We start from the raw sequence: 20,562 nt of genomic DNA, 5'->3' as shown, positions 1-20,562 counted from the left end.
AATGAAAAATAAATACTCAAATAGGTTCATAAACCTTTCTCTATTTAAAAGTCTATTCAATCAAATAGAATTACTAAATAGAATCAAGTTGGTAAAAAGATTCATATCAAAAACAAGTCACTCAAGACTTATTATTCAAAAAAACTTATTCAAACTAGCAATTTAAGAAACCATCTAATAGATATAAGTAAAAGAGGAATTTCAAAATTTCCGGTGTATAATTCTATTATTAAAGTCTTAAAAAGGTAATAAGAATAATACCCATTTACTGTTCAATTTAAAAATAAATACAACAAAATGTATAGTAATAATTATACGAATAATAGTTCGTATCTATTATTAGGCCTTGTAAAACATACGGAAATATATATAAATATCTGTTTATAAATTATAAATGTAAAAAATAACCCAAAAAAACCTTCTAAAATGAAAAATAAATACTTAGGTAAAATTGCACTCGTAGCTGTACTTATAGGTTTATCTTATCAAACACAAGCACAAAGCAAAATTGAAGCAAGAAGAATTCGCAGTAAATACAATTTAAATAAACTTCGAACCTTAAAACAAAACCTTTCTAAACAAAATTCAGAAGAAAAACAAAAAGCACTGAAAATAGCTAAGGAGCGACACTGGAAAGTTAAGTACTCCGCAAAGGATGGTCGCATGTTTGAACTTCAAAAAGTAGTTAACGAAAAACCAATTTATTACACTACTTTTAATGTAAATGCCTCAAAATCTACAAGAACTAATCATTTAAATAATGGAGGCTCATTAGGTCTAAATTTAATGGGACAAGATATGACTGCACATGTATGGGATGGAGGAGTCGCGAATCAAGCTCATCAAGAATATGATGGAGCAGGAGGTAATAATAGATTTTCTATTGGAGACGGAACATCAACCCTTCATTTTCACGCAGAACATGTGACTGGTACTATTATGGCATCTGGCTTTGTTGCAAATGCGAAAGGAATGGCACCACACTCGAAAGTAATTGGTCGTGATTGGAATAATGATCAACCAGAAGCAACAGCTGCTGCTGCTAACGGAATGTTAATTTCCAATCATTCTTATGGAATTGCCCCCCGAGACCCAATAACAAACCAACCAGTATTGGCCGATTACTATTTTGGAGGATATATAGCAGAATCTAGAGCTTGGGATGAAATACTCTTCAATGCTCCAAACTATTTAATGGTTGTAGCTGCAGGTAATTCAGGAAATGATGATGTTTTAAATAGCAATCCAAGAGGAGGATTTGGCTGGGATAAACTAACAGGTCATGCAACATCAAAAAACAATCTAGTAGTAGCAAATGCCCAAGACGCTAATATTGATTCTAGTGGAAACCTAATTTCTGTATCAATAAACAGCACTAGTAGCGAGGGACCAACTGATGATATGCGTATAAAACCAGATATCACTGGTAATGGGACGACAGTCTATTCTAGCTTTCATTTCCCTAGCTGGGATGCTTTTAGGGGAGATAATCGTTCTGACGGAAATATAAATGATGACTACTTTAGTATCGATGGTACATCAATGGCTGCTCCTAACGTAACTGGATCATTACTACTCCTTCAACAACATTATAAAAACTTAAATAATGGTGATTTTATGAGAGCGTCGACCTTAAAAGGCTTGGCTTTACATACTGCCGACGATGCTGGTTTTTCTGGACCTGATGCTGTTTTCGGATGGGGGTTATTAAATGCTAAAAAAGCAGCAGAGACAATAACTCAAAAAGGAAATCAATCTAAAATTGAAGAATTAACATTAACTTCTGGTCAAACATATACTATTACGGTAAACTCTGACGGTTCAAGTCCTTTATTAGCTTCTATTTCTTGGACTGACAGACCTGGTATTGCTAATACCACTGTTAACTCCACTACTCCTGTATTAGTAAATGATTTGGACATTAGAGTTTCTAAAGGAGAAACCACTTATTTACCCTATGAACTAACAAGTCCAACTTCATCAGCAAGAAGAGACAATAATGTTGATCCATACGAAAGAATTGATATCAATAATGCTTCAGGAGAATATACTATTACCGTATCTCATAAAGGTTCTTTGACAGGTGGAAGCCAAAACTACTCCTTAATAGTAACAGGTATTACTGGAACCAATGTTACTTGTAATGCTACTAGACCAAAAGAGATTTCAACTTCATCAGTTACCAGCACACAAGCTACAATTTCTTGGACTACTTTACCTGGTGCAACTTACGATTTGCGTTATCGTAATGTTGGATCATCTTTATGGACTAATAAAGCAGTGTCTTCTGCATCAAGTACTTTAAGTGACTTATCTGCTTCAACCCAGTACGAAATTCAAATACGTTCTAAATGTACTTCAGGAAAATCTAACTACAGTTCTTCTATAAAATTTAGTACCAAACCATCACAAGTAAACTACTGTCAATCTAATGGTAATAGAGCCTCTCATGAGTGGATTGACTATGTTTCTTTTGGTGGAATGACTAATGCCTCTGGCACGAATAGAGGGTATGGAGACTTTACATCAAAAGTTGCAAATGTTACAAGAGGTAGCTCTAACCAACTAGTAGTGAGCGCAGGATTTAGAAGCACTGCTTACAACGAGTATTTTACAATATGGATAGACTACAATAGAGATGGTGATTTTAACGATAAAGGAGAGAAAATTGCCAGTGGAAACTCTAACTCTTCTGGAAATAGAATTTCGACAATAACAATACCTTCTGATGCCAAATTAGGACAAACAAGAATGCGTGTTTCTATGAAATATGGTGGAAATCCAACATCTTGTGAAAATTTTGCAGATGGAGAAGTTGAAGATTATATGATAAACATTAAAGAAGCCTCTAGTAACATATCAACAATATCACAAAATTTTGTTTTATCAGGTGAACCAATAATCAATCAAGAAGTATTAGATTTAAATGTATTCCCAAATCCAGCAATTGATTTTATAGAAATAACTGTAGCTTCTAAAACTGGAGGCAAAACATACAATATTACAACTCCTGATGGAAGTACTGTTCAATTTGGAAACTTGGAATCTAATAAAATAAACATATCTAAATTAAATCCTGGAATGTTTATTTTGGAAGTGTATGATGGTCAAAAAACATTGATTTCCAAGTTTATTAAATAATTATATTTAAAATATAACTTTAAACCAAGAAAGCACTGAATTTATCTTCAGTGCTTTCTTAATTTAGACCTTTTTTAAGAATTTATAACCAAAATTATAAAAACTGAGATAAAAGTTATTCGATTTCTTAATTATACCTACGCAATAAACAAAAAACATCAATAAAATTTGGATATATGAAATTAAATTATAAGATTTGTTTCTCATACAAAAAGACGACAAACATGTTACAAAACATATGGCAAGGTTTCTATTTTTACTTTTACTTTTTTAGTAAAAGGAGAGACTTTATATCATATTGTTAAAACAGAAATAATAATTTTAAATATAAAGTCTCGATGTAATCGAGACTTTTTTTTGCTTTATAATGAAAAAAATAGCCATTCAAGGAATACAAGGAAGCAACCACCATATAGTGGCAAAGAAACATTACAATAATGAAATCTTCATTAATGAATGTTTATCCTTTGATGCTCTCACTGACAGTCTTTTACAAAAGGAATCAGATGAAGCTGTTATGGCAATTGAAAACACCATAGCCGGATCTATTATTCCTAATTACGCCTTAATTGACAAATATAACCTAAACATAACAGGAGAATACTATTTACCTATCCATCATCATCTTATGGCATTACCTGGTCAAAAGCTGACCGATATCAAAGAAGTTTGCTCTCATCCAATGGCTCTACTGCAATGTAAAGAGTTCTTTAAAAAACACCCTTTCATTAAGTTAGTAGAAGATGTTGATACTTCTGCTGTTGCGAAAACGATTAAACATCAAAAACTAAATGGAGTTGCAGCTATTGCACCTAAAATAGCTGCCGAAATTTTTAATTTAAAAATACTAGAAGATGAAATACAAACGATAAAAAATAATGAGACAAGATTTGTTATTCTGCAAATCGAAAAACCAATTAACAATATCAAACAAATAAATAAAGCCTCATTACGTTTTGAATTAGAACATCAAAGAGGAAGTCTTGCTACTGTTTTAAATGTAATGAGCGATTGTCAATTGAACTTAACTAAAATACAATCACTTCCCATAGTAGAAACACCTTGGAAATATGCTTTTTTTGTTGATGTAACTTTCAAACGATATGAAAATTATATTAAAGCCAAATCAATTATTGAGATAATGGCTAATAACTTCAAAATATTAGGTGAATATAAAAACGGAAGAATATGATAATAGCCGCCAATCGTTTAAAAACCGTTCAAGAATACTACTTTTCAAAAAAATTAAGAGAAGTAAACCAACTGACATCAGAAGGGAAACCAATAATTAATATGGGAATCGGAAGCCCAGATATGCACCCACCTAAAGCTGTTATAAATGCTATTCAAAATAGTCTAACAGAAGAAAATGCACACAAATATCAAAGTTATCAAGGACTTCCTGAATTTCGTGATGCAATTGCAAGCTTTTATAAAAAAAAGTATAACGTAACAATAGACCCTCAAAAGGAAATACTACCTTTAATGGGAAGTAAAGAAGGAATTATGCATATTTCTTTAGCTTTTTTAAATGAAGGGGATCATGTGTTAATACCAAATCCAGGCTACCCAACTTATAGTTCCGTTACCAAATTAGTTGGTGCGGAGCCTATTTTCTACAATTTAAAATCAGATGATGGATGGCAACCAAATTTTATCGAACTAGAGAAATTAGACTTAAAAAGAGTTAAACTAATGTGGGTTAATTACCCACATATGCCCACTGGAGCGAAAGCAAAAGAAGAAACTCTAAAGCAGCTAGTTCTTTTTGGTAAAAAACATAAAATTATCATTGTAAATGATAATCCTTATAGTTTTATTCTTAACAAAAAACCTCAAAGTATTTTTCAGATTGAAGGTGCAAAGAATGTTGCTTTAGAATTAAACTCTTTAAGTAAGTCATTTAATATGGCAGGATGGAGAGTAGGTAAATTGATAGGTAACCCATCTTTTGTAAACGAAATACTAAAAGTAAAAACTCAAATGGATTCAGGCATGTTCTATGGAATTCAAAAAGGAGCTATTAAGGCGCTTGAATTAAAAGAAAATTGGTTTTCTGAGCAAAATGAAATATATAAAAGGCGACAAAAATTAATTTTTGAACTGTCCGATATTTTAAACTGTAAGTATGATAAAAATGCAATTGGCATGTTTGTATGGGCTAAATTACAAAATGGAAAGTCGTCAGAAAGTATGGTTGACCACTTACTTTATGATAAAAATATTTTTGTGGCTCCAGGAAGTATTTTTGGAAGTCAAGGAGAAGGGTACATACGTTTTTCATTATGTCTATCAGAAACTAAAATAAAAGAAGCTATAACAAGATTTTAGATGAAAGTATATATTATAGGTTTAGGACTAATCGGTGGTAGTTTAGCTATTGATATTCAGAAAGAATTTAAAGACGCTACTATTTTTGGAATTGACACCAACGAGAATCATTTAAATGAAGCTCTTGAGCTTGGTATTATTCAAAAAAAAACATCTCTAGAGTCTTTAAATAATGCTGATGTAATAATTATCTCTGTTCCTGTTGACACATCCTTAAATCTGATCAAAGATGTACTTGATCTAATTTCTGAAGATGCTGTTGTTATCGATGTAGGTTCTACGAAAGTTGATATCTGTAAAAGCGTAGAAAATCATCCAAAAAGAAGAAATTTTTTGGCTTCTCACCCTATTGCTGGAACAGAGTTTTCAGGACCAAAAGCTGCAATTAAAGACCTGTATCGAGGGAAGACTAACATTATTTGTGAAGTAGAAAAAACAGCTTTTAAACTTCAAGAAAAAGCGCTCTCTATTTTTACAAAAATTGGTATGCGTATTCGCTATATGGACCCTAGATCACATGACAAACATATTGCTTATGTTTCGCACTTATCACATATAAGCTCATTTATGTTAGGAAAAACAGTTATCGAAAAAGAAAAAAACGAACGCGATATTTTTGATATGGCTGGCAGTGGTTTTGCCTCAACAGTTCGTTTAGCTAAAAGCTCACCTGAAATGTGGACTCCAATATTCAAACAAAACAAGGTAAATGTTATTGAAATCCTTGAAGAATATATATTAAACTTACAAAACTTTAAAGAACTTATGGAGAAAAATAATTTCGATCAAATTCATGCAGAAATGCAAAATACAAATCACATAAAACAAATTTTAAACGGTATTCTTTCAAATGCCTAAAAGAACAATACATGAAAAATTCTAAACAACTCAGAACATGGTTAGATAACATGAAGTTGTCTCACCCTTTGGTAATAGCTGGACCTTGTAGCGCCGAGACTGAAGATCAAGTATTACAAATAGCACACGAGCTAAAGAACTCTGATGTAAACTATTTTAGAGCTGGAATATGGAAACCAAGAACCCGCCCTGGAAATTTTGAAGGTGTAGGTGCTTTAGGGTTGAAGTGGATGCATCGTGTTAAAGAAGAAACAGGAATGAAAACCTGTACAGAAGTAGCAAATGCTAACCACGTAAAACTAGCAATTGAAAATGATATTGATTTACTTTGGATAGGAGCTAGATCAACCGTAAGTCCTTTTATAATGCAAGAAATAGCAGAAGCACTTGAGGGAACTGACAAAATTGTTTTAGTAAAAAATCCTGTTAATCCAGATTTAGCATTATGGCTTGGAGGTATTGAAAGACTTTATTCAAAAGGAATTAAAAAATTAGGGGCAATTCATAGAGGGTTCTCTACTTATGAAAAATCAAAGTATCGTAATATTCCTGAATGGCAAATTGCTGTTGAATTTCAAAATAAATTTCCTGACCTACCTTTAATTTGCGATCCATCTCATATTACAGGAAATAGAGAAATGATTTTTGATGTTTCCCAAACAGCATTAGATTTGAATTTTGACGGACTTATGATTGAAACACATGTTGATCCTGATAACGCATGGAGTGATGCAGCTCAGCAAGTGACACCTAATTCACTAAAACAAATTATGGTAAATTTAAGGGTACGAAAAGAAACAACGACTGATGAAAGTTATAAGGAAAATCTTGAAAATCTTAGAGCACAAATTAATGTAATGGACAATCAGCTAATTGATATTCTTGGAAAACGAATGAAAGTTTCAGGTAAAATTGGTCAACTTAAAAAAGAAAGAAATGTTGCTGTATTGCAATCGAAACGATGGAATGAAATTCTAGGTAATATGATACTTGAAGGAAAAGACAGAGATTTAAGTGAAGAATTTGTTTTAAAAATGTTTAAAGCAATACACCAAGAAAGTATTAATCATCAGGAAAAAATCATAAAAAACTTAAAAAAAGAAAGTGTTTAACAACAGCTACCTGAAATAAACAATACTGTTATTTAAAGGCTGTCTAAATTTAAAACAAGACAGCCTTTATTAGTTTTATTACTTAAGTCTCTTAAAAATAAACCTTGTGATAAAAATTCCATTTTTATCACCTTTACCTCCATAACTTTCCGTACCACTATTAACAAAAGCTAAATCCCAACCCTCATCGATCATAGTGTTGATTTTAGAAGAAATTACTGCATCATTAGCCACAATATTTTGAAATCTAATACCTCCAAGATTGAAGAAGTTAAGTAATTTTGTTTCTTCAAAATTCTTTACCCTAATTTTAGATCTTTCAGACTTATTTCTTGAATCTCCCTCCTCAGATCTTTCAGTGGTAAAGTCTTTGTAATTTCTATCTTCATTTGAAGATATTATTCTAGACCTTCCTAATCCACTTGGAATAATAGACTCAACAGTAGTAATAATCTTATATTCATACTTTTGAGCGTAGGTAGATAATGAAACAAAAACAAATAAAATTTGCGCAAATAATAGTTTTTTCATTTTGTAAAATAATTTAATAAACAAATCTAGTGCTTTTAAGATTAGAACTATAATACTGCCCAATCAAAATATTAACAAATTAAACTGACTATAAAAATATTACATTAACTAAAAAACTTAACATTTACCACTCACCTATCCTGTTAAAATAGTTAATTGCTAAAAATTCAAAATAAAAATAAACACCTTACATTCATTTTTTATTCTCATCTTTGTTTTATGACTGGAATCGTATATAAATCAACAGGAAGTTGGTATTTGGTAAAATCTGAGAAAAATCTTTACAGGTGTAGGATTAAAGGAAAATTTAGAATCAAAGGCATAAAAAGTACGAATCCGATTGCAGTAGGAGATAAAGTAGAATTTAAACTTGAAATTAAAACGGATGAAGAGACAGGTGTTATAACTAAAATTATAGATCGTAAAAACTACATTATTCGTAAGTCAGTTAACCTTTCTAAACAAACTCATATAATTGCTGCAAATATTGATCAAGTATTTCTGATTATAACAATTAATAACCCTCCTACCTTAACAACATTTATTGACCGATTCTTAATTACAGCTGAAGCTTACTCTATTAACGTTATTTTAATTTTCAATAAAATTGACACATTTGAAATTGATGAAAAAGCCGAAGTTTTATATTTAAAAGATATCTATGAAACCATTGGTTATCAATGCATTGAAGTGTCTGCAATAAAACAAACGAATATCGACCTCATCAAAGAACTTATGAAAAATAAAGTAAGCATGTTTGCAGGTCATTCTGGTGTTGGAAAAACAACATTAGTGAATGCTATAGAACCCTTATTACAACTAAAAACCAAAGAAATTTCCGAACAACACAAGCAGGGACAACACACAACCACTTTTGCCGAAATGTTCGAGCTTGGTTTTGGAGCTAAAATTATAGATACACCTGGAATAAAAGGATTTGGTGTTGTAGATATGGAAAAAGATGAATTAGGTGATTATTTCCCAGAATTTTTCAAACTAAAAGAAAACTGTAAATTCAATAATTGTATACATCTAAATGAACCAAAATGTGCTGTTAAAAAAGCTCTTGAAGATGAAAAGATTTCTTGGTCAAGGTATAAAAGCTACTTGCAAATTATAGAGGGAGAGGAAGAGAATTACAGAACAGATATTTGGAAATAAACACAGCATATAACATAGCTTTATAAAATAATGAAAGCAGTAATACAAAGAGTCACGAAAGCAAGCGTGACTATCGATGGAGAACGAGTCGCTAAAATTAATGATGGATTATTGGTTTTACTAGGAATAGCAAATGATGATATTTTAGAAGACATAGAATGGTTGTCTAAAAAAATTTCTAACCTTCGAATTTTTGATGATGCTAATGGTGTTATGAACCTATCCCTAATTGATAAAAAAAGTAATATTATCATTGTAAGTCAATTCACCTTGCATGCCTCTACAAAAAAAGGGAATCGTCCTAGTTATATTAGAGCAGCGAAACCAGATATAGCTATTCCCCTCTACAAAAAATTCATTCAACAGATGGAAAATGAAATAGGTAGAAAGGTTCAAACAGGAAAATTTGGGGCAGATATGAAAGTAGCTCTTATAAACGATGGTCCAGTAACTATAATAATTGACTCAAAAAACAAGAATTAATATGTCTTTTTTTGATGTCCACACCCACTTCCCAAAACGTCAAAAAAATATAATTTCAATTGTAAATGAATACCCTAAAGACGTATCTTCTAATCAGTACTTTTCTGTAGGTATTCATCCTAGATTTATTTCTCAAGAGGAACTAGAAAAAGAATTTCAATTTTTACAAAAAAAAATAAACCTAAAAAACTGTTTAGCAATAGGAGAATGCGGTTTAGACAAATTAGCTACAACAGAATATAAAACACAACTTAGTGTTTTTAAGAAGCATATTAAAATATCTGAAAAACATAATAAACCATTAATTATTCATTGTGTCAGAGCTTATAATGACATAATTAATTTAAAGAAAATGCTTAACCCAAAACAGCCGTGGATAATCCATGGATTTAATAAAAATCATCAAATAGCGAATGATTTAATTAAAAATAACATCTTTTTATCTTTCGGTAATGCTCTTAGTGTAAATAAAAATCTTCAACTGATTGTTAAAGAAATTGACTCTTCAAAAATTTTACTAGAAAGTGATAGTTCAAAAAAATCTATTATTGATATTTACAATACTTTTGCTACTATAAAAAAACAAAACATTAACTCTGTTATAGAACAGATAAATAAAAACTTTAATAAAATTTTCACATTATGAGTTGGTTAGAACGCACTGAGTTATTGGTTGGTACAGAAGGCTTGAAAAAAATTAAAAATGCCAATATATTAATCGTTGGTTTAGGTGGTGTTGGCTCGTTTGCAGCAGAATTCATAGTTAGAGCTGGAGTTAATAAATTAACAATTGTCGATGGTGATATTTTTGATGAGACAAACAAGAATCGCCAACTACCAGCATTAAATAGCACTATAGGAAAATCAAAAGCTTTTATAATGGCAGAAAGAATAAAAGATATTAACTCTAACATCAAATTAAAAGTAATAGAAGAATTCATATCGCCTGAAAAAGCTTTTGAAATTGTATCGCCAAATTTTGATTATGTTATCGATTGTATTGATAGTATAACTCCAAAAGTAAACCTTATTGTTGCTGCAAGAAGAAAAAAGGTAAAGCTTATAAGCTCTATGGGAGCCGGAGGAAAGCTAGATGCATCAAAAATAAAAGTTAAAGACATCAGTAAAACTAAAAACTGCAAAATGGCGAAAAACTTAAAAAAAAGGCTAAAAGAAAGAAAAGTAGACAAAGGTATTAAAGCTGTTTACTCAGATGAAATTCAAATTCCGGAAAGCTTAAAACTAACAGATGGAACAAACTTCAAAAAATCTTATTACGGTACAATAAGTTATATGCCAGCTGCGTTTGGTCTGCAGGCTGCTTCATATGTTATTAATCAGCTGATAAATAAAAAATAACAAGTATTAAAACTGTTTTTATTTATATTTGTTCTAAATTAAAAATAAAAACTTAATTATTAAAAACCTATATCATGAAAAAATTAATTCTATCAATGGCTTTAGCAGCTTTTACTGTTGTAGCATGTAAAAATGAAAAAAATAAAGTTGAAGTAAAGGAGGAAGTTAAAGAAGTTGAAAAAGCTGAAGAGGTTAATAGCTCTTATAAAGTTGATGTTTCAAAATCAGTAGTAAACTGGAAAGGTTCAAAACCAACAGGAACTCACAATGGCGCAGTTTTGATAAAAAATGGTTTTTTTAATATAGAAAATAACACTCTTAAAACTGGAGAGTTTACAATAGACATGAATACTATTTCATGTGCTGACTTACAAGCTGAAAATGGCAAAGAAAAACTAGAAAGTCATTTAAAAAGTGTTGACTTTTTCGACGTTGATAAATTTTCTACTGCTAGTTTTAAAATAGTAAGCTCTGAAGAAAATGAAGGTAAAATTAATGTTACTGGAAATTTAACCTTAAAAGATATTACTAAAAGTATTACAATTCCAATGACAGTAACAGAAAATGATGGAGTTGCCACTTTGAAAAGCGATACTTTTAGCATCGATAGAACAGATTTTGGTATTACTTACAGTTCAAAAAAATTTGATGCAGCCCTTAAGGATAAATTCATTAATGATTTAATGGAAATGTCTATCGAGATCGAAGCTTTAAAATAAGTAAGTTAATCTATAATTAAAAAAAGGAGGTTGTTATTCAACCTCTTTTTTTATAAATTCTTCCACCTTAAATAAATCTTTAAAATATTTTAATATTTTTTTCTTAACCTCCTCCTCTTCAATTTTTTTTCCGAGTTCTACATGCATTGAGGTAACCGCCTTCCCCCTTATTCCACAAGGTATGATATGATCAAAGTAGCCAAGATCCGTATTTACATTTAACGCAAAACCATGCATTGTAACCCATCTGCTGGCCCTTATTCCCATCGCACAAATTTTTCTTGCAAAAGGAGTTCCTACATCTAGCCAGACACCTGTTTCACCTTCACTCCTTTCAGACTTAATATTGTAATCTGCAAGTGTTAAAATAATTGCCTCTTCTAAGAGTCTTAAATATTTATGAATATCTGTAAAAAAATTTTCTAAATCTAAAATTGGATACCCTACAATTTGACCAGGACCGTGATATGTAATGTCCCCTCCTCTATTTATTTTATAAAAAGTTACCGACTTATTTTTTAATTGATCTTCATTTAATAATAAATTACTGAGGTCACCAGATTTCCCAAGAGTGTATACGTGAGGATGTTCAACAAATAAGAAATAATTCGGGGTTACAATTTCTTTGTTACTAGAATTTCTTTTTTCTTTTTTCTTTTGTACAATACTGTCTAACAAGGAAGTCTGTAAATCCCATACTTCTTTAAAATCTTTTTTTAATAAATCTTTCAAATAAATATATTTATTCATAGTTTTAACTTTAGACCCATTTCCTGATTGAAACACTCTTTTAAATTAGATTGAAACAAAAAACATGAAGAAAAAATTCGCAACATTGTTACTTTTATTAGCTTCAATTGGCATCATTAATGCACAAAATTACTGGAAAAAAATAGAAAAAAGTAAACAATTGAGAAAATCCGAAATTTATCCAAGAAAAGAAACTTTAAAAGACTATCAATTATTCTCTCTTAACATTAACAAGTTTAAAGAAAAAATAGAATCTAGTAGCTTTTCAAAAAATACCGTGATACTTCCTGATAGCCAAGGAAAAAAAATAAGATTTAGTATAAAAGAAACCCCTATACTTCAGGAGAGATTGGCTAAAAAATATCCGAATATTAAAACATACACTGGGAAAGGTATAGATAATCCTAATATTAAAACAAAAATAACTATTGGGTCTGACGGTCTACATTTTCTTATCTCATATTCAAACAAAGAATCCTTGTATATAGATCCTTATACAAAAGACAACAAAACATTCATTGGTTATCGAAAAAGCGATATTGAAAACCATAAAAATCAACCTCAATGCAAAATAACAAATAAAAATAGACTAAAATTTGACAGAACCACTTCAAGTCACTCTAAAAAAAGGAGTAACAGTGATGGAATATTAAGAACTTTTAAAATTGCCATCGCTAGCACCGGAGAATATTCTCAATTTCATTTAACAAATCAAAACATACCTTCCAATGCCTCAGATAATGATAAAAAAGCAGCTGTACTCTCTGCCATGAATACAACAATAGCGAGAGTTAATCAAATTTATGAAAGAGACTTGTCAGTAAGAATGATTATTGTAAATGATAACGATAAACTAATTTTCTTAGATCCTCAAACTGATAATTTAGACAATGATGATGCTGATACTCTCATCGATCAAAGTCAAGTAGTTTGTGATTCAAATATTGGTTCAGCAAATTACGATATTGGTCATACTTTCAGTACTGGAGCAGGCGGACTAGCTGGTGTTGGTGTTATTTGCAGTTCAAGTAGAAAAGCTGAAGGTGTAACAGGACAATCAGAACCCATAAATGACCCATATGACATTGATTTTGTCGCTCATGAAATTGGACATCAGTTTGGTGCCTCTCATACATTTAATAATTCCTGCACTGGAAATAGATCTAGTGAAAATGCTGTTGAACCTGGAAGTGGCTCTACAATTATGGCTTATGCAGGCATATGCTCTCCAAATATACAAAACAATAGTGATGCTTACTTTCATTCTATAAGTATTGAACAAATGTGGAATACTATTTTATCTAATGGTTCTTGTGCAATAGAAACAAATACGAATAATACTCCTCCGACTGCAAACGCTGGCAATAATGTGTCAATTCCTAAATCAACACCTTTCATTTTAAAGGGTATTGGAACAGATACTGATGGTAACTCAGGTTTAACATATAACTGGGAACAAATCGATACAGAAATAGCTACAATGCCTCCTTTGGCTACAAATTCGGGCGGTCCATTGTTTAGATCTTTGCCTTCAAAAAACGTTCCTTACAGGTATTTCCCTAGTTTTGAAACAATTCTAAATAGTAGTAACTCCAATACATGGGAAGTATTACCCTCGGTACCAAGAGAAATGAATTTCTCATTTACGGTAAGAGATAATAATTCTGGAGCTGGAGCCTTTGCAAGGGATGATATTAAAGTATCTGTAGTAGATGCACCTCCTTTTACAATAGAGGATCAGAACTACTGGGCCCAAAATAGTGTAAGAACTATCAATTGGGTTGTTGGTCAAACTAACACTTCTCCCATTAATTGTCAAAAAGTGAATATTAAATTATCTACTAATGGAGGTACGTCTTTTGATATTGATTTAGCTACGAATATTGATAATGATGGGGCAGAGACAATAATGATTCCTGCCTCTGTTCCTGATACGGATGAAGCTGTTTTAATGATCGAAGCTGCCGACAATATTTTTTATAATATAACTTCAAAATTTTTAATTAATTCAACTCCAACTTACGTACTAAAAAATAATACTGGGGATGCCGCTATTTGCAATACAGCTACCTCTAGCTTTACATTTGATATTAATTATATTGCAATTAATGGATTTAACGAAACTGTTAATCTATCCGTTTCTAACGCTCCAAATGGAGCACAAGTGAATATAACCCCATCTTCAATACGGTCAAATGGTACCATTAAAGTAACTCTGGCAGGTCTTAATAATGTGACACCTGATCAATATATAATGACACTTAACGCGAATTCCAATTCGGTACAGAGAAATTTAGAACTTAAAATTAATATTGCTAATACTTTATGCTTATCTAATGGAAGCTTAACATATGACTCTGCAACAACATTTGTTAAATTTAATACTATTCAAAACGAAACTTCTAGTAAAGATGTTGATGGCTACAGTGATTTCAAGTCTATTTCTACAAATGTAAACAAAGAATCTTCATATCTACTAACTGTAAATGCGAATACAGACGGTAGTTTTACTACTGCAACATATGTATGGTTTGATTGGAATCAAAATTGCGTATTAGAAGAAAACGAAAAATATGATTTAGGACAAACATTTAATAGTGCCAACGGAGCGACAAGTAATAGTCCTCTTGAAATAACAATACCAAGCAATGCTATTCTTGGAAGTACTACAATGAGGGTTTCAACAAAATATCAAGGAGATGAAATTCCCTTGCCTTGTGAAACAAATTTTGATGGTGAGGTAGAAGATTATACAATAATAATTGATGAGCCCACTGCTTCCACAAAAGATTTCGTTTTTAATAAGTTTAGACTGTTCCCGAACCCTTCAGACGGTAATTTCAAACTGTCCTTTGAAAAAAAAGATCCTTCTCAAATTTATTTGAATTTATATGACTTAAGAGGCAGACTAATAGATAAAAGTAGCTTTAATGAAAAATCAAAGCAATTTTCAGAATATATCTATTTTAATTCCGTGAGTAAAGGAGTTTATCTTTTAGAAATCCAAAATGGGAAATATAGAACAATGCAAAAGCTAATGATTAATTAACAACCTCAAGAAATCTAATTTCTTAAGGTTATTAATTAATTTTATATGGATTACAAATTATATTTTATGCTCAAAACTCCAATTCTAGGTTGTATTAGGTAGGTGCTATTGCTAACAAATATATCATTACTGCTATTTTGATTTAAACCAGAAGAATCCAATATATTGGTAACTCCTATTTTATATTCCCAACTACTATCTTTCTTCTGATACGTTATATCCGCTCGTAAAAAGCCATATTCGTCAATTACCTGACCTTGATTTACGACTTGATTAAATGTATATTTAGAAGTAAAATTAAACTCCTTTAAAAAACGTACTTCTAAATTAAGATATGGACTATGGGTAGTAAATATATTTTTGGTTCCTCCGATATCAGAGTTATTAATTTGCACATTATATCCAATATCAAAATTTGGAGCATTTCTAATATTTGTACTAAATTTTGTTTGATAACTTTGACGGAACGTTTTAAACAACCTATTCGTAACCTCTCCAGTTACACCATTTTTTATCAAGCTATTAGATTTAGAATACGTAATATCTCCTCCTATGGTTAGTTTAAACTTTCGAAAACTTTTGTCATAATTAAATCTCCCAAAAATTGTTTCATTTGGAAATAATGAATTTACGGAAGTTCTTATTTGGTTGACGTCTAAAAACGCTGTATTCGACGCAATATCGTCGATTCGTTTATTATAACTTATCACAGCAAAAATATTAGTATAACTAAACATATTAAAGCTGAAATAACTCAAGTCTATATTATGCGATAGTGCATTTTCTAAGTCTCTATTCCCCGCATATAAACTATTATAATTATTGAATACATATCCTTTTGCCAAGCTATTTACATCGGTAAAGGTCGTTTGCATTCTGTAGCTTAGTTGTAACGTTTCCGACTTTTTAAGATTCACTTTTATCGAGGCATCGGGTAAAATTTGAGTGAATTCATTCTTCACCTCAGTTCCTAACTGTGTGTTCTTGCTTAGATAATTATGTAACGTGAATCCTTGGTTAAAAGTAAAAATACCCGAAACAAACTTATAGTGTAATCCCAAAAATACATCTTCAAAAGAAAAGTCAACGTCATTCACAGCATCTGTATTAGTTATGGGTGTACGGTTACCATTTAACGTTTCAAAAATAGTAGAATTGAATTTTTGGGTACTTAAAGTAGTTCCTAGTGTGAAATTTAGATTGCTCTTTGCATTTAAGATATGGTAATAATCCAACTTCCCATCTAGCTTGTTAGTTTTTACAAATTTTTCTTGTTCCACATTAAAAGGATTTGCAGAAATATCCAAACCTATTAAATTGGCAAAAGATAGCTCTTCAAGAATGGCATTATAAAATGGATCTTCATTTTGCCATAGATGCTGCATTTCTAGCGCAAAAATATTTTTATTGTCTAACGTATAGTAATAATTCAAATTTTGTTTCACAGAAAAAGGAGATTGTTCTGTACGTTGGTGTATCGGTACAATTTCTTCATCTGCGTTTAAATAGGTTCGGGTAGAGAGTGTAGAAATATTCTGTTTTTGATCAGAGACCTTAGTTAAGATATCATAATCGAACTGATTATCCGAATTAGGCTTGTAACTAGAGCTTAATTTAAAAAGTCCTATATTACTTCTTTGCGTAGTTACATCACTAGTGCGTTCTGTATCAATGATTTTATCCGAGATTGGAGGTAAATTATTCCGATCGATATTGGTATTTGAATACAATCTTTCTGTGTTTTCTTCCATGTCTGTACGATTACCAGAATAAATAGCGAAACCACTTATATCCCATGTTTTTTTTGGTGCATAGCTAAAATTAACTGCACCAAATTGTGTTTCGATTTCTTTCGCCCTATTATTTCTAAGCATTAGAAAAGAAATGTCGTTAGAACCGACGTTGAATTCTGTTCCATTAGTACTTCCCATAGATCTAAATCCTCCAGTAAAATTGAAATAATCGCGAATAGTAAAAGGTACTTCGCCAATATTATTAACATCGGTTATGATATTAACACTATATTTAGGACTGTAATAAAATAATTTAGGATGTGCTATATAGCGTTCGTCTTCAGTAGCTATCCCTAAGCCTGCAGAAACCTCCCCGAACCAAAAATTCTTTTTTCCTTCTTTTAGTTTCAAATTGATAGCAATATTATCTTGATTATCCGTTACACCACTTAACTGTCTAACTTCACTATGATTTTTTAACACCTCTACCTTATCGATAGCATCTGCAGGGATATTTTTCGTAGCAAGTTTACTATCGCCATCAAAAAAATCCTTCCCCTCTACCATAACTTTACTAACTTTTTTTCCTTCTACTTGTATTTCCCCTTCATCATTCACCTCAACACCTGGTAGCTTTTTAAGCACATCTCCCAACTTTTTCTCTGTACCCGATGTAAAACTATCGGCATTATAAACAATGGTATCTCCTTTTACGGTTACCGGCATTTTATAGGTAACATTCACTTCGTCTAATGAATCGTCCGGTTCCAATGTAAAATCCATTTGAAGATTTTCCTCTTTGGTTGCAACATCTCTACTAACTGTTTTATTTCCTACATAACTCACTTTAACAGTATAGTTTGCATTCTTTTTTAGATTTAGTTTATAGTTCCCTTTACTGTCGGTAAACCCATAAGAATCTAACTTTTTTGTTTGCTTGTTGATAGCTATTACATTTGCCATTTCTAGGCCAACTCCTATACTATCTTTTACGATACCCCGCATAGTAATTTGGGCAATACTTGTCCAGGTCGCCATACAAATGACCACTATTAATATTTTTTTCATTCTAAAATTTATGTGTTTTTTATCCTTTAGGCGTAGCCCGATTATCTCCCTCCTCCTCTATTATTTCGACGCCTTCTTTGGAACATTTCTTGCATTTCCTTCATTTTTTTCTTTACAATTCTATTGTATTCTTCTCTCGACACCTCATCCCCTCTGGTAGGAGCTTTGATCTCTGCTCTTTTTTCAGGATTCATAACAATTTCAGAACATAAGATCGTAGTGTTCCCTTCATTAATTTCTAATATAAGTCCAGGTAAACCCCAATATTCTCCTGGACCATTACTTACCGGTATTCGGGGTGTATACCATGCGGTAACTACTACTTCGTCTTTTTGCTCCTTATTATTTTTTGCAGGTATGGATGAAGAAGAAGGCTCCTCTTTACCTTTTCTTTGGTTTCTACCACGAATTCTACTCCAATCCATACGGTCATCTTGTTTTACTAAAGTAGCTTTAAAACAAGTATATTTACCTATCTGTTTCGTTTCGTTTTCCAATTGCCATTTTGGTTTGTCTGCACTATTTTCCACCAAAAAATTTTTCCCATAAAACTCAATAGATTCTAAGAACACTCCACTTGTAAAATTTTTATACTTTCTTCCGCCACCTATAAATGCACCAAATCGAAATCCTCTACCACTTCCTGGTATTTCCAACTTTTGATCTTCGGCATACACCGATTCCTTTTCTGTAAAATGTAAGGTATACGACTTTTCTAAAAACGACGCCATACGTTCTTTAACTCTTTTTTTTCGTTCCTCTGACATCTTTTTACCCCACTCTCCCAAATCCATAGATGTTTTAGATTGATACGACGCTCTTCCTTGGAAGGAATGCTGCGACCAAATTATGGTACTTACAAAAAGAAAGGTATACCATAGTGTTGTTTTCATGTTCTTCGTAGTATTATTTTGCTGTTCTATCTAAGACTACGAAGAACATAAAAGGTTTAATCACTATCGACTTTCGAATATCATGGTACCTTCACCTCCTCTTTGGTTCTTAAATCGTTCCATCATATCCTCCGAGTGTTTTTTCATAATTTTTTCATATTCTTCTTGACTCACCTTTTTTCCTTTCTTAGGTTCTTTTATTTCTATTTTTTCTTCAGGGTTTAACACGATTTCTGAGCAAACGATCGTATGGTCACCATCTTGAATTTCTAAAATTAAACCTGGTAGACCCCAAAAATATTCTGGACCGTTACTTACTGGTATTTCAGGAGTATACCATGCTACAGTTTCTACCGTGACTTTTTCCTCCTTTTCCTCTCTCTCCCCATCTGTTATCGAAAATGAAGTTCTAGTTTCTTCTCTTTTTTGAGTGGCTTTATAACAAGTATAATTTCCAATATTTTTTGTTTCTCCTGACATTTCCCATTTAGGCTGCTCCAGTTTGTCTTTGATCAAAAAACGTTTACCACTAATTTCCGTTTTATTGACATACCTCTTTTCTGCTGTATTTTTGTAATACACATCCGTTCCTCCCCCCAATCCAGAGACTTGAATTTGCATCCCGCTCGTTTGAACTTGTGGCGCATCTAATTCTTCATTCTGCTTGTAGGTAGATTCTGTTTTTGTAAAATTTAAGGTATATGTTCTTTGAAATTGCTTCATCAGCTGTGCGCGTATTCGCGCTTGCATTTCTGCATTCATTCCTTGTCCATTTTGTCCATCTCCTCCTAAATTCATTTCAAATTTCCTATGTGTTTTATAGGTAGCCTTGCCCTGAAAATCTTGTGCATTTACCCCTAAAACTAACATTACTAATAATGTGAAAAATTGTATTCTCATGATTTCTATCTCTTATATTTATGTATTGTTTGTATTATTCCTTGCATTCCTTTTTTAGATCGATTTAACAATCTATCTAAGTTAATCGTATAATCGGATGCCTTAAAACTGTAGACATCTCTTGGAAAGCCTGAAGCATTAGGAATACTAACTTCAAATTTCAAAGACACTAATTTATTCGATTCATTATTCTCAAATAATTGCTGGACATGTTCCCAATTGATTGATACAAGTTCCTCTATAGAATCTACTTTATATTTTAAATGGTCTACAGAAAACTTCTTTTCATTTTCTTTAAAAAGATTTGCATTTTCAGACTGACAAATACCGATTTGACTCAGGATTAAAAGAAAAAGCATTAGTATTAATCGTATCATATTTGATTTTTATTTATTTTCATGCTACAAATATGAATTTTGTTCCTCTTCTTTTGGGTTAACTAGTGTTAACTAGTGTTAAGCCTTAGAAAAAGTA

General features: G+C 31.5%; 17 protein-coding genes. 11 read left to right on the top strand and 6 right to left on the bottom strand.

Annotated features, from left to right (window positions below):
• Positions 1-426: 426 nt before the first annotated feature.
• The 5 genes from AC2GW8_RS12310 (at position 427) to AC2GW8_RS12290 (ending at position 7,442) form a co-directional block, all read left to right on the top strand.
• Entirely contained in the window at positions 427-3,141 is a 2,715-nt protein-coding gene (locus AC2GW8_RS12310) for a GEVED domain-containing protein (RefSeq protein WP_440880170.1), read from the top strand.
• A 367-nt stretch (positions 3,142-3,508) separates the two neighbouring features.
• Positions 3,509-4,333: a prephenate dehydratase gene (locus tag AC2GW8_RS12305; RefSeq protein WP_440880169.1), complete on the top strand. Its 825-nt coding sequence runs from the start codon at positions 3,509-3,511 to the stop codon at positions 4,331-4,333.
• Positions 4,330-5,472 (top strand): pyridoxal phosphate-dependent aminotransferase, encoded by a 1,143-nt coding sequence (locus tag AC2GW8_RS12300; RefSeq protein WP_440880168.1) that lies wholly within the window; start codon positions 4,330-4,332, stop codon positions 5,470-5,472. Before AC2GW8_RS12305 ends, AC2GW8_RS12300 begins: the two co-directional genes overlap by 4 nt.
• Positions 5,473-6,330, top strand: a complete 858-nt coding sequence (locus AC2GW8_RS12295; RefSeq protein ID WP_440880167.1) for a prephenate dehydrogenase — start codon at positions 5,473-5,475, stop codon at positions 6,328-6,330.
• Between the two features lie 11 nt (positions 6,331-6,341).
• Positions 6,342-7,442, top strand: a complete 1,101-nt coding sequence (locus AC2GW8_RS12290) for a chorismate mutase (RefSeq protein WP_440880166.1) — start codon at positions 6,342-6,344, stop codon at positions 7,440-7,442.
• Positions 7,443-7,520: 78 nt separating this feature from the next.
• On the opposite strand, the gene AC2GW8_RS12285 is transcribed toward AC2GW8_RS12290, so the two are convergent.
• Complete coding sequence (locus AC2GW8_RS12285; RefSeq protein ID WP_440880165.1) at positions 7,521-7,973, bottom strand: hypothetical protein; 453 nt, start codon at positions 7,971-7,973, stop codon at positions 7,521-7,523.
• Positions 7,974-8,192: 219 nt separating this feature from the next.
• Between AC2GW8_RS12285 and rsgA the strand changes: the two genes are divergently transcribed.
• The 5 genes from rsgA (at position 8,193) to AC2GW8_RS12260 (ending at position 11,695) form a co-directional block, all read left to right on the top strand.
• Complete coding sequence (gene rsgA, locus AC2GW8_RS12280; RefSeq protein WP_440880164.1) at positions 8,193-9,134, top strand: ribosome small subunit-dependent GTPase A; 942 nt, start codon at positions 8,193-8,195, stop codon at positions 9,132-9,134.
• A 30-nt stretch (positions 9,135-9,164) separates the two neighbouring features.
• Positions 9,165-9,617: a D-aminoacyl-tRNA deacylase gene (gene dtd / locus AC2GW8_RS12275; RefSeq protein ID WP_440880163.1), complete on the top strand. Its 453-nt coding sequence runs from the start codon at positions 9,165-9,167 to the stop codon at positions 9,615-9,617.
• Between the two features lies 1 nt (position 9,618).
• Positions 9,619-10,263, top strand: a complete 645-nt coding sequence (locus tag AC2GW8_RS12270; RefSeq protein ID WP_440880162.1) for a TatD family hydrolase — start codon at positions 9,619-9,621, stop codon at positions 10,261-10,263.
• The gene (locus tag AC2GW8_RS12265; RefSeq protein WP_440880161.1) at positions 10,260-10,976 is read left to right on the top strand and encodes a tRNA threonylcarbamoyladenosine dehydratase; all 717 of its coding nucleotides are present in this window, start codon (positions 10,260-10,262) and stop codon (positions 10,974-10,976) included. The genes AC2GW8_RS12270 and AC2GW8_RS12265 overlap by 4 nt, the downstream gene beginning before the upstream one ends.
• A gap of 74 nt (positions 10,977-11,050) precedes the next feature.
• Positions 11,051-11,695 (top strand): YceI family protein, encoded by a 645-nt coding sequence (locus AC2GW8_RS12260; RefSeq protein ID WP_440880160.1) that lies wholly within the window; start codon positions 11,051-11,053, stop codon positions 11,693-11,695.
• 33 nt (positions 11,696-11,728) lie between these two features.
• On the opposite strand, the gene lipB is transcribed toward AC2GW8_RS12260, so the two are convergent.
• A complete protein-coding gene (lipB, locus tag AC2GW8_RS12255; protein WP_440880159.1) occupies positions 11,729-12,445 on the bottom strand; it encodes a lipoyl(octanoyl) transferase LipB in 717 nt (238 codons plus the stop codon).
• A 64-nt stretch (positions 12,446-12,509) separates the two neighbouring features.
• Here lipB and AC2GW8_RS12250 point away from each other — a divergent pair, with 64 nt between their 5' ends.
• Positions 12,510-15,494 carry a zinc-dependent metalloprotease gene (locus AC2GW8_RS12250; RefSeq protein WP_440880158.1) on the top strand — a complete coding sequence of 995 codons (2,985 nt, stop codon included), beginning with the start codon at positions 12,510-12,512 and terminating at the stop codon, positions 15,492-15,494.
• Positions 15,495-15,544: 50 nt separating this feature from the next.
• Here AC2GW8_RS12250 and AC2GW8_RS12245 read toward each other — a convergent pair whose 3' ends face one another.
• The 4 genes from AC2GW8_RS12245 to AC2GW8_RS12230 all read right to left on the bottom strand — a co-directional run bounded on the left by AC2GW8_RS12245 (position 15,545) and on the right by AC2GW8_RS12230 (position 20,465).
• Positions 15,545-18,295: a carboxypeptidase regulatory-like domain-containing protein gene (locus AC2GW8_RS12245; RefSeq protein ID WP_440880157.1), complete on the bottom strand. Its 2,751-nt coding sequence runs from the start codon at positions 18,293-18,295 to the stop codon at positions 15,545-15,547.
• A 41-nt stretch (positions 18,296-18,336) separates the two neighbouring features.
• On the bottom strand, positions 18,337-19,188 hold the full coding sequence (locus tag AC2GW8_RS12240; protein WP_440880156.1) for a GLPGLI family protein: 852 nt from the start codon (positions 19,186-19,188) through the stop codon (positions 18,337-18,339).
• Between the two features lie 63 nt (positions 19,189-19,251).
• The gene (locus tag AC2GW8_RS12235; RefSeq protein WP_440880155.1) at positions 19,252-20,088 is read right to left on the bottom strand and encodes a GLPGLI family protein; all 837 of its coding nucleotides are present in this window, start codon (positions 20,086-20,088) and stop codon (positions 19,252-19,254) included.
• Positions 20,089-20,093: 5 nt separating this feature from the next.
• The gene (locus AC2GW8_RS12230; protein ID WP_440880154.1) at positions 20,094-20,465 is read right to left on the bottom strand and encodes a hypothetical protein; all 372 of its coding nucleotides are present in this window, start codon (positions 20,463-20,465) and stop codon (positions 20,094-20,096) included.
• Positions 20,466-20,562 lie beyond the last annotated feature (97 nt).

This window comes from Tenacibaculum profundi (assembly GCF_057162725.1).
Note: the sequence above shows the minus strand (reverse complement) of the source record. Positions and strands in the feature narration are given on the sequence as shown.

Excerpts from the sequence above, each read along its gene's own strand:
- AC2GW8_RS12310 (WP_440880170.1), top strand. The coding sequence starts at position 427 with ATGAAAAATAAATACTTAGGTAAAATTGCACTCGTAGCTGTACTTATA.
- AC2GW8_RS12305 (WP_440880169.1), top strand. The coding sequence starts at position 3,509 with ATGAAAAAAATAGCCATTCAAGGAATACAAGGAAGCAACCACCATATA.
- AC2GW8_RS12300 (WP_440880168.1), top strand. The coding sequence starts at position 4,330 with ATGATAATAGCCGCCAATCGTTTAAAAACCGTTCAAGAATACTACTTT.
- AC2GW8_RS12295 (WP_440880167.1), top strand. The coding sequence starts at position 5,473 with ATGAAAGTATATATTATAGGTTTAGGACTAATCGGTGGTAGTTTAGCT.
- AC2GW8_RS12290 (WP_440880166.1), top strand. The coding sequence starts at position 6,342 with ATGAAAAATTCTAAACAACTCAGAACATGGTTAGATAACATGAAGTTG.
- AC2GW8_RS12285 (WP_440880165.1), bottom strand. The coding sequence starts at position 7,973 with ATGAAAAAACTATTATTTGCGCAAATTTTATTTGTTTTTGTTTCATTA.
- rsgA (WP_440880164.1), top strand. The coding sequence starts at position 8,193 with ATGACTGGAATCGTATATAAATCAACAGGAAGTTGGTATTTGGTAAAA.
- dtd (WP_440880163.1), top strand. The coding sequence starts at position 9,165 with ATGAAAGCAGTAATACAAAGAGTCACGAAAGCAAGCGTGACTATCGAT.
- AC2GW8_RS12270 (WP_440880162.1), top strand. The coding sequence starts at position 9,619 with ATGTCTTTTTTTGATGTCCACACCCACTTCCCAAAACGTCAAAAAAAT.
- AC2GW8_RS12265 (WP_440880161.1), top strand. The coding sequence starts at position 10,260 with ATGAGTTGGTTAGAACGCACTGAGTTATTGGTTGGTACAGAAGGCTTG.
- AC2GW8_RS12260 (WP_440880160.1), top strand. The coding sequence starts at position 11,051 with ATGAAAAAATTAATTCTATCAATGGCTTTAGCAGCTTTTACTGTTGTA.
- lipB (WP_440880159.1), bottom strand. The coding sequence starts at position 12,445 with ATGAATAAATATATTTATTTGAAAGATTTATTAAAAAAAGATTTTAAA.
- AC2GW8_RS12250 (WP_440880158.1), top strand. The coding sequence starts at position 12,510 with ATGAAGAAAAAATTCGCAACATTGTTACTTTTATTAGCTTCAATTGGC.
- AC2GW8_RS12245 (WP_440880157.1), bottom strand. The coding sequence starts at position 18,295 with ATGAAAAAAATATTAATAGTGGTCATTTGTATGGCGACCTGGACAAGT.
- AC2GW8_RS12240 (WP_440880156.1), bottom strand. The coding sequence starts at position 19,188 with ATGAAAACAACACTATGGTATACCTTTCTTTTTGTAAGTACCATAATT.
- AC2GW8_RS12235 (WP_440880155.1), bottom strand. The coding sequence starts at position 20,088 with ATGAGAATACAATTTTTCACATTATTAGTAATGTTAGTTTTAGGGGTA.
- AC2GW8_RS12230 (WP_440880154.1), bottom strand. The coding sequence starts at position 20,465 with ATGATACGATTAATACTAATGCTTTTTCTTTTAATCCTGAGTCAAATC.